We start from the raw sequence: 12181 nt of genomic DNA on the forward strand, positions 1-12181 counted from the left end.
GGAGTGCCGCCCGGTGTTCAACCGCATCGCCATCGTCAACCGGGGAGAAGCCGCGATGCGGCTGATCAACGCGGTCCGTGAGCTGAACGCCGAGACGGGAAGCCAGGTCGAGACGGTCGCGTTGTTCACCGACGCCGAGAGGACCGCGACCTTCGTCCGCGAGGCCGACCTGGCCTACCCGCTCGGCCCGGCCGCCGACCGCCCGTACCTGGACCTGGCCAAACTCGAGAAAGCACTCCTGGAGACCAAGGCCGACGCGGCCTGGGTCGGCTGGGGCTTCGTCGCCGAGGACCCGGCCTTCGCCGAGCTGTGCGACCGGATCGGCGTCACCTTCGTCGGCCCGAGCGCCGAGGCGATGCGCAAGCTGGGCGACAAGATCGGCTCGAAGCTGATCGCCGAGGAGGTCGGCGTCCCGGTGGCGCCGTGGAGCCGTGGCGCGGTCGCCACGCTGGACGAGGCGCTCGCCTCGGCCAACGAGATCGGCTACCCGGTGATGCTCAAGGCAACGGCCGGTGGTGGCGGCCGCGGCATCCGGCTGGTCCGCGACGACGAGGACCTGCGCGAGGCCTACCAGCGGACCAGCGACGAGGCCGCCCGCGCGTTCGGCAGCGGCGTCGTCTTCCTGGAGCGGCTGGTCACCGGTGCGCGACACGTCGAGGTCCAGGTGATCGCGGACGGGCAGGGTACGGCGTGGGCGCTCGGCGTCCGGGACTGCTCGGTCCAGCGCCGCAACCAGAAGGTGATCGAGGAGTCGGCCTCGCCGGTCCTCGCCCCGGAGCAGGCCGCCGAGCTGAAGGCGTCGGCCGAGCGGCTCGCGCTCGCCGTCGGGTACGCCGGTGCCGGCACCGTCGAGTTCCTGTACCACCCGGGCGACAAGCTGTTCGCGTTCCTCGAGGTGAACACCCGGCTCCAGGTCGAGCACCCGATCACCGAGCTGACCACCGACTTCGACCTGGTCCGGGCCCAGCTGCACGTTGCCGCAGGCAACAAGCTGACGGGCCCGCAGCCGGTCGAGGTCGGCCACGCCGTCGAGGCCCGGCTGAACGCCGAGGACCCGGACCGCGACTTCGCGCCGTCCCCCGGCCGGATCGCGCGGCTGCGGCTGCCGTCCGGCCCCGGCGTCCGGGTCGACACCGGCGTCAGCGAGGGCGACTCGATCCCGGCCGACTTCGACTCGATGATCGCCAAGATCATCGGCTACGGCCGGACCCGCGAGGAGGCGCTCGGCCGGCTGCGCCGCGCGGTCGCCGACACCACCGTCGTCCTCGAAGGCGGTACGACGAACAAGAGCTTCGTGCTCGACCTGCTCGACCAGCCCGAGGTGATCGACGGTTCCGCCGACACCGGCTGGATCGACCGGGTCCGCGGCGAGGGCCGGCTGGTCCTGCGGCGGCACTCCGGGATCGCGCTGGTCGCGGCCGCGATCGAGGCGTACGAGGAGGCCGAGCGGGTCGAGCGCCAGCGCCTGCTGGACTCCGCGCGCGGCGGTCGCCCCCAGGTGCAGCACGAGGTCGGTCGCGCGATCGCGCTGAAGCTGCGCGGGGCGGCGTACAAGGTGTCGGTCGCGAAGATCGGCTCGGCCCGCTACCGCGTCGGCGTCGGCACCGGTGACGACCTCTGCTACCTGGACGCCGAGCTCGACCGCTTGGACGCGTACGACGCCCGCCTGGTCGTCTCCGGCCGCCGCTACCGGCTCGTCACCGCGACGCACGGTCCCGTGCACCTGGTCGAGGTCGACGGCGTCACGCACCGGGTCAGCCGCGACGAGGGCGGCGTCCTGCGCGCTCCCGCGCCGGCCCTGGTGGTCGCGACGCCGGTCGCCGCCGGTGCCGAGGTCGAGGCCGGTGCGCCGGTGCTCGTGCTGGAGAGCATGAAGATGGAGACGGTGCTTTACGCGCCGTTCAAGGCGATCGTGAAGGAGCTGCCGGTCTCGACCGGCAGCCAGGTCGAGACCGGGGCGCCGCTGCTGCGGCTGGAGCCGGTCGGCGACGCGGACGTCAAGGTCGAGGTGTCGGACAGCGTCGATCTGGAGCTGCCGATCCCCGAGACGCCGCCGACCGCCGCCGAGCGGGCCGCGCGCGGCCTGGACAACCTGCGCAGCATGCTGCTCGGGTTCGACATCGACCCGCGCGACGAGGGCCGGACGCTCTCGGAGTACCTGGCCGCCCGGGCCGAGCTGGATCGCCCGCCGGTCGCCGACGAGATCGGCGTCCTGCGGCTGTTCGCGGACTTCGCCGAGCTGAGCCGCAACCGGCCGGCCGGTGAGGACCTGAACACCGAGCTCCGCGTGCACAGCCCGAAGGAGCACTTCCACACCTACCTGCAGACCCTGGACGCCGAGCGCGCCGGGCTGCCGGCGCAGTTCCGTGACCGGCTCGCCCGCGTGCTCGGACACTACGGGATCACCGATCTGGACCGCAGCGACGAGCTGACCGACGCGGTGTTCCGGATCTTCCTGGCCCAGCAGCGCACGTCGCCGGACGTGCTGCTGATGACGTCGCTGCTCCAGCAGTGGCTGGCCGAACCGATGCCCGAGGCCCCTTTCGACACCGAGGCGTACGCCGTACTCGACCACCTGGTCGTCGCGACCCAGCTGCGCTTCCCGGTGATCGGCGACCTGGCGCGCAGCGTCCGGTTCCGCTGGTTCGACCAGCCGCAGGTGGACGCCGACCGTGCCGAGGTGCTGGCCGAGGTCGCCGCCGAACTCGACTCGCTGACCAGCAACCCCGACGTACCGGACCGGACCGAGCGCGTGAAGGCGCTGGCCGCGATCCCGGAGCAGATCGTCAGCTTCCTGGCCGAGCGGATCGAGGCCGGGGTGCACCCGGTCGAGCCGATGCTGGAAGTGCTGATCCGCCGGCACTACCTCGAGTACGAGCTGCACGACCTGCGCAACACGATCGTCAACGGGCGGGCCTTCGCGAGCGCCGACTACACGCTCGACGACCGGCCCTCGCACCTGGTCACCACGATCGGCACGGTCGGCGAGCTGTCCGATCTCGGCAGCGACCTGGTCCGTGACCTGGCCGCCGAGGTCGCGGCCGCACCGGCCGGTCACCAGGCCGTCGCGGACCTGTACCTGTCCTGGCCCGGTACGCCGGAGTCCCCACAGGAGGCGTCCGACCAGCTCCGCGACATCGTCGCCGCGCTGCCGTTCGTCAACGACGTACGACGGGTCGCCCTGGCTGTTGTCCCGGGCAACGGTCGCGAGGTCTGGTACTTCACCTTCCGGCCGACCGCCGACGGTGTCGTCGAGGACGACAACGTGCGCGGTGTGCACCCGATGGTCGGCCGGCGCCTGAACTTGTGGCGCCTGCACGACTTCAAGATCACCCGGCTGGACGCGCCCGAGGACGTGCTGCTCTACCACTGCGTCGCGCGCGACAACCCCGCGGACGAGCGGCTGGTCGCGCTGGCGCAGGTCCGCCAGTTCGCCGTGGTCCGCGACGAGGAGGGCAAGGTCACCGCGCTGCCGCACGTCGAGCGCGCGATCGCGAACTGCCTCGAAGGCATCCGCCGGGCCCGGACGGCGCGCGGCGCCGCCGGGGCACGGCTGGAGATGAACCACGTCTGGGTGACGATCTGGCCGGTCGTCGACGGCCAGGTCCCCGAGCTGACCGCCCTGCAGCGCAACATCGCGCCGATGACCGCGGGCGCGGGCATCGAGGAAGTCATCATCAGCGGCCGGGTGACCGGCTCGAACGGTACGCCGCTGCCGGTGGTCGGGCGGTTCTCGTACCAGCCCGGTTCCGGTGTCGTCACCAAGGTGGTCCGGCCGCCGACGGAGCGGCTCAAGCCGCTCGACGACTACGCGCAGAAGGTGCTCAAGGCCCGCCGCCGCAACACCGTCTACCCGTACGAGGTGGCCGGTCTGGTGGTCGGTGCCGGAGGCACCTATGTCGAGCACGACCTGGACGACACCGGCGCGCTGGTGCCGGTCGACCGGCCGCGCGGGCTGAACAAGGCCGGCCTGATCGCCGGTGTGATCACCACGCCGACCAAGCGGCACCCCGAGGGCATCACCCGGGTGGTGCTCAGCGGCGACCCGACGATGGCGCTCGGCGCCGTCGCCGAGGCCGAGTGCGCGCGGATCATCGGCGCGCTCGACCTGGCCGAGAAGCTCGGCGCGCCGGTCGAGTGGTTCGCGGTCTCGGCCGGCGCCCGGATCTCGATGGACTCCGGGACCGAGAACATGGACTGGGTCGCGAAGGCGCTGAAGCGGATCGTCGAGTTCACCCAGGCCGGCGGCGAGATCAACATCGTGGTCGCGGGCATCAACGTCGGCGCGCAGCCGTACTGGAACGCCGAAGCCACGATGCTGATGCACACCAAGGGCATCCTGGTGATGACACCGGACTCCGCGATGGTGCTGACCGGTAAGCAGACGCTCGACTTCGCCGGTGGCGTCTCGGCCGAGGACAACTTCGGCATCGGCGGCTACGACCGGGTGATGGGCCCGAACGGCGAGGCGCAGTACTGGGCGCCGGACCTCGGCGGTGCGCGCGACATCCTGATGGCGCACTACGACCACACGTACGTCGTACCGGGTGAGTCCGGGCCGCGGCGGGCCACCACGTCGGACCCGGTCGACCGCGACATCTCGGCGTACCCGCACGACCCGGCCGACGGCGGCTTCAGCACGGTCGGGGAGATCTTCTCCGCGGCGACCAACCCGGACCGCAAGAAGGCGTTCGACATCCGCACGCTGATGCGCGCGGTGACCGACCAGGACCACCCGATGCTCGAGCGCTGGGCCGGGATGGCCGACGCGGAGACGGCGGTGGTCGCCGACACCCGCCTCGGCGGGCTGCCGGTCTGCCTGGTCGGGATCGAGTCCAAGCCGGTCGCGCGGCGCGGTTTCCCGCCCACCGACGGACCGGACACCTACACCGCGGGCACGCTGTTCCCGCGGTCGTCGAAGAAGGTCGCGCGGGCCATCAACGGGGCCAGCGGCAACCGTCCGCTCGTCGTCCTGGCCAACCTGTCGGGCTTCGACGGGTCCCCGGACTCGATGCGCAACCTGCAGCTCGAGTACGGCGCGGAGATCGGCCGCGCGATCGTGAACTTCCGCGGGCCGATCGTGTTCTGCGTGGTCTCGCGGTACCACGGCGGCGCGTTCGTGGTGTTCTCCAAGGCGCTGAACCCGTCGATGACGGTGCTCGCGGTCGAGGGCTCGTTCGCGTCGGTGCTCGGTGGGGCGCCGGCTGCCGCGGTGGTGTTCTCCGGTGAGGTGAACGCCCGGACGTCGGCCGACCCGCGGGTCAAGGAGCTGTCCGGACGGGTCGCCGAGGCCGAGGGCGCCGAACGCGCCGCGCTCACCAACGAGCTCGCCGAGGTGCGCACCGCGGTGCGCGCCGAGAAGCTCGGCGAGGTCGCGTCGGAGTTCGACCGGATCCACGACATCCGGCGCGCGGTGCGGGTCGGGTCCGTGGACCAGGTGGTGACGCCCGAGGAGCTGCGGCCGCAGCTGATCGCTGCGCTGGAGAAGTTCTCCGGCTGATGATCAGCGTCGTGAACTTCCAGTCCGTCGACGGGGTCGTGCAGTCGGTGCTCGCCCCGGACGAGGACACCGAGGGCGGGTTCCGGCACGGCGGGTGGGTGACGGCGGGGATGGACTCCGCCGTCGCCGAGTTCATGCAAGGGGCGACGCTGGCTGCCGGCGGGTTGCTGCTGGGGCGGAAGACGTACGAGACGTTCGCCGCGGTGTGGGGTCCTGCTGATCAGAACGACCCCGCCGTGGCGGCGCTGAACCGGATTCCGAAGTACGTCGCGTCGCGGACGTTGACGTCTTCGGAGTGGAACAACTCGGTGCTGCTCGGACCGGATCTCGTCGCTGCTGTGCGGGAGATTCCGGAGGAGCTGGTGGTGTTCGGGAGCGCGGATCTGCTGGGGACGCTGTTCGCTCACGGGTTGGTGGACGAGCTGCACCTGCTGACGTTCCCGCTGGTGATCGGTACCGGGAAGAAGATGTTCGGGGAGCTGCCGGAGCCGCTGTCGTTGCGGCTGGAGGTCTCGCGGACGACGCCGTCGGGCGTCACGATCTCGAGCTACGCCGTGGAGTGAGCGCGCTGGTGGCGTTCGCCGTGATGACCGCGGTGATCGCTGCCCACTCGAGCAGGCCCAGGCGCTGCTCGAGGAGGAGCCAGCCGGCTACGGCCGCAAGGAGCGGGTTGACGCTCATGAAGAGGCCGAAGAACGTCGTGGGGACCAGGCGGAGGGTGAGCAGGTCCAGGAGGTAGGGGACGGCCGACGCCAGGAGGCCGGCCGCGGCGGCGTACGCGAGGTACTTGGGGGCCGGCGTGTGCTGGATGAGGATCCAGCCGGCGACCGGGAGGTAGGCGGCGGCTGAGACCGCTGCCGCGGCTGCGGCGCCTTGGGCTGAGGGCAGGCGGGTGGCGAGGGTGCGGTTGAGGAGGATGTACGCCGCCCAGCAGCAGGCGGCGATGAGGCCGAAGGCGATGCCGGGGTAGTCGGTGGTGGGTTGTGGTCGCATCAGGACGATGACGGCGGCGCCGGCGATGAGGGCGCAGATGAGGTCCACTCGGCGGCGTGAGGTGGCGAGGGCTACTGCCAGCGGGCCGAGGAATTCGAGGGTGACCGCGAGGCCCAGGCCGATGCGGTCGATGGCTGTGTAGAGGGTGAGGTTCATGGTCGCGTAGACGGCTGCGAGGGCGAGGATGGGGAGCCATTGGCGGCGGGTGAAAGTCTTCAGCGGCGGGCGGACGACGGCGAGCATGACCACGGCGGCTACGGCTTGTCTGATGGCTACAACGCCGGCTGGGCCGAGTGCGGGGAAGCCCAGAGCTGCTGTGGCGGCGCCGACCTGGTTGGAGACGCCGCTGGTGAGCATGAGGAGGATCCCGCGCAACTGCCCGGCGGGCATGCGGCCGGACCCGGTGGCCTGTGGCGAGGCCGCTGCGGCCGGAGAAGAAACAACAGAAGGCTCAGTTGCTGCCCTGGCGGGGAGGCTGCTCATGGTCGCAGGATGCGCCGGGTCTGCGGATGCGCAAAATGCATCTCAGGTTCGATCTATACGCTGGGCGTATGGAGGTGGAGCTGCGGCATCTGCGGTACCTGCTCGCGGTGGTGGACGCAGGGACGTTCACCGACGCGGCAATCGCGCTCGGGACCTCGCAGGCCGCTGTCTCTCGCGCGGTGGCCGGGTTGGAGCGGGCGCTCGGCGTACGGGTGTTGTATCGGAGCAGCCGGAGCGTGGCGCTGACCGCGACCGGCGCGCAGCTGGTCGTGCGGGCTCGGCATCTGCTGGACGAGCTGGACGATCTCGTGCGGGAGGCGACTTCAGGGCACGCGCGGCTCCGGCTCGGGCATCCGTGGTCCGCGCTGGGGCGACACACGACGGGGTTTCAGCGGCGATGGGCCGCGCTCTACCCGGAGGTCGAGCTGGTGCTCGTGCGGACGAACACGCCGACGGGCGGACTCGCTGAGGGGGCTTGCGATCTGGCCGTCGTACGGACCGCGGTGGACGAGAAGGCGTACGCGAGCACGGTGGTCGGGGTCGAGCGGCGGCAGCTCGTGCTGGCGGCGGACGATCCGTGGGCGAGGCGGCGGTCGGTGCGACTGGACGAGGTGCGGAGCCGGACGGTGCTCGTCGACCGGCGGACCGGTACAACGAGCCTGGAGCTCTGGCCGAGCGGGACGCCACCGCGGATCGAGTACACCGCGGACGTCGACGACTGGCTGGCGCTGATCTCGGCCGGGGACTACGTCGGGGTGACGCCGGAGAGCACTGCCACTCAGTACGGGCGGGCAGGAGTGGTTTTCCTGCCGCTGAAGGACGCGCCGCCGGTGCCGGTGCGGGTGATCTGGCCGCGGCAGGACCCGCACCCGTCGACGCAGAACGCGGTCGCGCTGATCAGTGCGGCGTACCAGCAGGCTATTTGAGGGCCTCGAGCAACGTCTTCGTGAAGGCCGGGATGTCGTCGGGGTTGCGGCTGGTGATCAGGTTGCCGTCGGCGACGACCTCCTCGTCGACCCAGTCGGCGCCGGCGTTCCGCAGATCGGTCTGCACGCTCGGCCAGGAGGTCAGCCGCTTGCCACGGACGACGTCGGCCTCGACGAGGGTCCAGGGCGCGTGGCAGATCGCGGCGACGGGCTTGCCGGAGGCGAAGAAGTCCTTCACGAAGGCGACCGCGGTCGCGTCGGTCCTCAGGGCGTCGGGATTGGCGACGCCGCCGGGCAGGACGAGCGCATCGAAGTCGTCGACTGCTACGTCGCCAACGGCTTGGTCGACCGACCGCTTCTCGGCGGCCGTGAGGTGATCGAAGGTCTGCACCTCACCTGTCTCCGGACTGAGCAGGACCGGCTGATGCCCGGCAGCCTGCACCGCATCCCAGGGCTCGGTCAGCTCGACCCGCTCGATCCCCTCGGCAGCAACCAGGAACGCAACCTTCTTCATCACTCACTCCTCAGTACGACGACGAGCCGCACCGGTACCCGCTACTCCTCGATCAATTCAACCGATTCCGCGTGCCGGCGGGCGAGGTCGTGGTAGACCGCTGCGTTGTGGTCCACGAAGAGCTTCGCGGTGCCCTCCAGCGGGATGATCTTCTTGGCTGGGCTGCCCAGGGCTACTGATTCGCCGGGGATCTGGCTGCCGGGGGTGACGGTTGCTCCGGCGGCGACCAGGGTTCGGGGGCCGACGACGGCGCCGTCGAGGACGATGGCGCCGTTGCCGATCAGGGCCGACTCGCCGATCGTGCAGTCGTGGACCAGGCACTGGTGGCCGATCGTCACGTTGCGGCCGATCTCGCAGGTGTTGCCGCCGCCGACGTGCAGGACCGAGTTGTCCTGGATGTTGGCGCCCTCGCGGACGATGATCCGGCCCAGGTCGGCGCGGATCACCACGCCGTACCAGACCGAGACGCCCGCCTCGACGAGCACGTCGCCGACCAGGGTCGCGGTCGGGGCGATCCAGGCGTCGGGGTGGACCTGCGGGGACTTGCCTTCGAACGAGAAGAGCGGCATGACGGCCAGACTAGGCGACGCCGCGGACGTACCGGACCAGTACGGCGCCCAGCAGCGTCACCGCGGCGGCGAGCAGGTACAGCACCGGGTAGCCGCCGGCGTACTTGACGATCGGGGCGGCCAGCGCGGGCGCGAGGACCTGCGGCAGCGAGTTGGCGATGTTGATCACGCCGAGGTCCTTGGCGCGGTCGCGGGCGCTCGGCAGGACCTCGGTGAGCAGCGCGAAGTCGACCGACAGGTACACGCCGAAGCCGGTCCCGAGGACGATCGCACCCACGATCGCGCCCGGCCACGTCGGCCAAACAGCCAGTACGACGGCCGCCACCGCCATCACGATGCCCGACCCCGTGACGAAGACCTTGCGCCGCCCGACCCGGTCCGACCAGGCGCCGGAGCTGACCGCGGTGAGGATCACGCAGAGGCTGTAGATCGCCGTCAGGACCAGGACACCGACGTCCGGGTCGTCGTACCCGACGGCGTCCTGCAGGTAGAAGAACAGGTAGAGCGTGCCGAGCCCGTTGCCGAGGTTGAGCAGGAAGCGGGTCAGCCAGGCCCAGCCGAAGTCGGGGTACCGGCGGGGGCTGATCCAGAAACCCTTCCAGAACTCGGGCCAGACCAGCGGCGTCCGCTCGGTCATCGCGCGGTCGCCGCTGCGCAGCAGGTACGGGACGACCGAGATGAGCAGGAACGCCGCGCACGCGAGGTAGCCACCGCCGACCCCTCCGACGACGGTGGCGAGTCCGACCCCGACAAGCGCGCCGAGCGTCTGGGCGAGTGCCACCCAGCCACCGACGACACCGCGCTGCGTCCTCGGGACGAGGTCCGGGACCGCGGCGGTGATCGCCGCGAGCAGCGCGTTCCCGAACAGTTGCACCAGGCACCAGCCGACCAGCATCCAGAGCACGGCGTTCGACCCGCTGAGCACCAGCAGCCCGACCGCTCCCCCGATCCCGCCGGCCAGCACCCACGGCGTACGGCGGCCGAAGCGCGAGGTGGTCCGGTCGGACACCGCTCCGAACACCGGGTTCGCGACGACGGAGACCGCCGCTCCGACCCCGGTCACCAGACCCAGCACGAATTCTTTGTTGCCCGGAGCAACAGCTTCCGACTGCTGGGCCAGCAGAACCTGGATCGGGCCGAGCCAAGCCGCGAAGACTCCGACGTTGGCCAGCACCACCGCAGCCGTCCACCGGCCACGGACAGGTACTACAGGTTCAGCTAAAGCTGTACTCATCCCCGGCTCTTGGCGATCAGGTCGCGGTACCACGCGAAGGACGCCTTCGGGGTGCGCTGCAGCGTCTCGAAGTCGACGTGCACCAGCCCGAAGCGCTGCGAGTACCCCGCGGCCCACTCGAAGTTGTCGAGCAGCGACCACTGGAAGTACCCGCGGACGTCGATCCCCTTGTCGACGGCGGTTTTCAGGGCCCGCAGGTAGCCGTCGAGATACCTGATCCGCGCCTGGTCGTCGAGCGCGGCGTCCGAGCAGCCGTTCTCGGTGATGTAGACAGGCGGCAGGCGGTCGCCGTACCGGTCCTGCAGGATCTGCAGGATCTCGGTGAACGCCTCCGGGGCCACCGGCCAGCCGAAGTCGGTCTCGGGATAGCCGACCAGCTTGCGCGGCTCGAAGGGCAGGCCGGGTGGGAGCGGGATGCCGTCGGTCGCGCCGGCGTCCGCGGAACCGGAAGGCGCGCCGACGAGGGTCGGCGCGTAGTGGTTCAGGCCGAAGAAGTCGAGCGGCGTCGAGATCACCGCGAGGTCCTCCGCGACCGGGCCGGGCATCGCCTCGGCGAAGCCTTCCGGATAACGCCCTAGAACCACCGGATCCGCGAACAGCCAGTTGATCAACGTGTCGTACAGCGATGCCGCCTCGACGTCCTCGACAGCATCGCTCGCGGCCCAGACCGGCGCGTGGTTGCTCGCGATCCCGATCTCAGCAGCTCCCCCGGCCCGCAACGCCTGTACGGCGAGCCCGTGCGCCAGCAGCTGATGGTGCGCCACCGGCAGCGCCTCGAACCCGAGCGCGCGCCCCGGCGCGTGCGCGCCCACGGCGTACCCCATCATCGTCAGCACGACCGGCTCGTTGATCGTCATCCACTGCGGCACCCGGTCGGCGAACCGCGAGGCCAGCAGCGCCGCGTAGTCGGCGAACCGCGCGGTGATGTCCCGCTGCACCCACCCGCCCGCGTCCTCCAGCGGCTGCGGAGTGTCCCAGTGGAACAGCGTCGGCGCCGGCCGGATGCCCGCGGCCAGCAGTTCGTCGACCAGCCGGTCGTAGAACCCGATGCCCTCGGCATTCACCGCGCCGCGGCCGTCGGGCTGGATCCGCGACCAGGAGAACGAGAACCGGTACGTGTCCACCCCCAGCGACCGCAGCAGCGCGACGTCCTCGGCGTACCGGTGGTAGTGGTCGCAGGCCACGGCCCCGGTCTCGCCGCCGAGCACGCGTCCCGGCTCGGCGCAGAACGTGTCCCAGACCGACGGGCCGCGACCACCCTCGGTCGCGGCCCCCTCGATCTGGTACGCCGAGGTCGAGACTCCCCACCGGAAGTCCGGACCGAAGTCAGGCAGTTCCACCGTCATCAGCATCATCCTCGTCCGGCGCCGTGTCCTGCGGACGCGGCGCCTCGATGGGCCGGACGATCACCGCGGTGCCGTAGGCGGCCACCTCGCTCATCGTCTGGGCGATCTCGTTGCAGTCGAAGCGCATCGCGAGGATCGCGTTGGCGCCCATCTGCTGGGCCATCTGGCACATCCGCATCACCGCGACGTGCCGCGACTCGGCCAGCATCTGGGTGTACTCCGGCACCTCGCCGCCACCCAGCGACCGGAAGCTGGCGGTGAAGTTCGAGCCGAAGTCGCGGCTGCGCACAGTCAGCCCGAACACCTCGCCGAACACCTTCTCCGCGCTGTAGCCGGGCAGGTCGTTCATCGTCGACACCAGCACCGGGTACGGCGAACCGGCCGGCGCCACGTGCGGCACGTTCGACTGCTGCGTCGGCTGGTACTGACCCGGCGCCTGGCCGTAACCAGGCGGCGGGCCCTGCTGGTACCCCGGAGGCGGCCCCTGCTGGTACCCGGGCGGCGGGGGCTGGTACCCCGGCGGGGGTCCCTGCTGGTACCCCTGCTGCGGCGGGTACGGCGGCTGGTTCGGGTGCTGAGGGGGGAAGTTCTGGTTCATACCCTCATCCTCGCAGGC

The 12181-nt window shown here is 71.0% G+C and carries 9 protein-coding genes; 3 read left to right on the top strand and 6 right to left on the bottom strand.

Going from position 1 to position 12181, the window contains the following annotated elements; genetic code table 11:
• The first annotated feature begins 13 nt into the window (after window positions 1–13).
• Window positions 14–5500, top strand: a complete 5487-nt coding sequence (locus AB0M01_RS08745) for a carboxyl transferase domain-containing protein (protein WP_363667050.1) — start codon at window positions 14–16, stop codon at window positions 5498–5500.
• Window positions 5500–6063, top strand: coding sequence for a dihydrofolate reductase family protein (locus AB0M01_RS08750; RefSeq protein ID WP_363667052.1), 564 nt, complete (start codon window positions 5500–5502; stop codon window positions 6061–6063). Before AB0M01_RS08745 ends, AB0M01_RS08750 begins: the two co-directional genes overlap by 1 nt.
• Here the strand turns inward: AB0M01_RS08750 and AB0M01_RS08755 are convergent.
• Window positions 6035–6976 carry an EamA family transporter gene (locus AB0M01_RS08755; RefSeq protein ID WP_363667054.1) on the bottom strand — a complete coding sequence of 314 codons (942 nt, stop codon included), beginning with the start codon at window positions 6974–6976 and terminating at the stop codon, window positions 6035–6037. The genes AB0M01_RS08750 and AB0M01_RS08755 overlap by 29 nt on opposite strands.
• A 68-nt stretch (window positions 6977–7044) precedes the next feature.
• On the opposite strand from AB0M01_RS08755, the gene AB0M01_RS08760 reads away from it, so the two are divergent.
• Window positions 7045–7902 carry a LysR family transcriptional regulator gene (locus AB0M01_RS08760; RefSeq protein ID WP_363667056.1) on the top strand — a complete coding sequence of 286 codons (858 nt, stop codon included), beginning with the start codon at window positions 7045–7047 and terminating at the stop codon, window positions 7900–7902.
• Here AB0M01_RS08760 and AB0M01_RS08765 read toward each other — a convergent pair.
• Genes AB0M01_RS08765 through AB0M01_RS08785 form a run of 5 tightly spaced genes read right to left on the bottom strand, consistent with a single transcriptional unit; the run spans window position 7895 to window position 12163 of the window.
• The gene (locus AB0M01_RS08765) at window positions 7895–8416 is read right to left on the bottom strand and encodes a type 1 glutamine amidotransferase domain-containing protein (RefSeq protein WP_363667058.1); all 522 of its coding nucleotides are present in this window, start codon (window positions 8414–8416) and stop codon (window positions 7895–7897) included. The genes AB0M01_RS08760 and AB0M01_RS08765 overlap by 8 nt on opposite strands.
• 41 nt (window positions 8417–8457) lie before the next feature.
• Window positions 8458–8985, bottom strand: a complete 528-nt coding sequence (locus AB0M01_RS08770) for a gamma carbonic anhydrase family protein (RefSeq protein WP_363667061.1) — start codon at window positions 8983–8985, stop codon at window positions 8458–8460.
• A gap of 10 nt (window positions 8986–8995) precedes the next feature.
• On the bottom strand, window positions 8996–10162 hold the full coding sequence (locus tag AB0M01_RS08775) for an MFS transporter (protein WP_363667063.1): 1167 nt from the start codon (window positions 10160–10162) through the stop codon (window positions 8996–8998).
• Window positions 10163–10215: 53 nt separating this feature from the next.
• Window positions 10216–11565, bottom strand: coding sequence for a GH1 family beta-glucosidase (locus AB0M01_RS08780; protein WP_363667065.1), 1350 nt, complete (start codon window positions 11563–11565; stop codon window positions 10216–10218).
• On the bottom strand, window positions 11546–12163 hold the full coding sequence (locus AB0M01_RS08785) for a heavy metal-binding domain-containing protein (RefSeq protein WP_363667067.1): 618 nt from the start codon (window positions 12161–12163) through the stop codon (window positions 11546–11548). The genes AB0M01_RS08780 and AB0M01_RS08785 overlap by 20 nt, the downstream gene beginning before the upstream one ends.
• Window positions 12164–12181 lie beyond the last annotated feature (18 nt).

Source organism: Kribbella sp. NPDC051770, from assembly GCF_040681455.1.
GTDB lineage: Bacteria > Actinomycetota > Actinomycetes > Propionibacteriales > Kribbellaceae > Kribbella.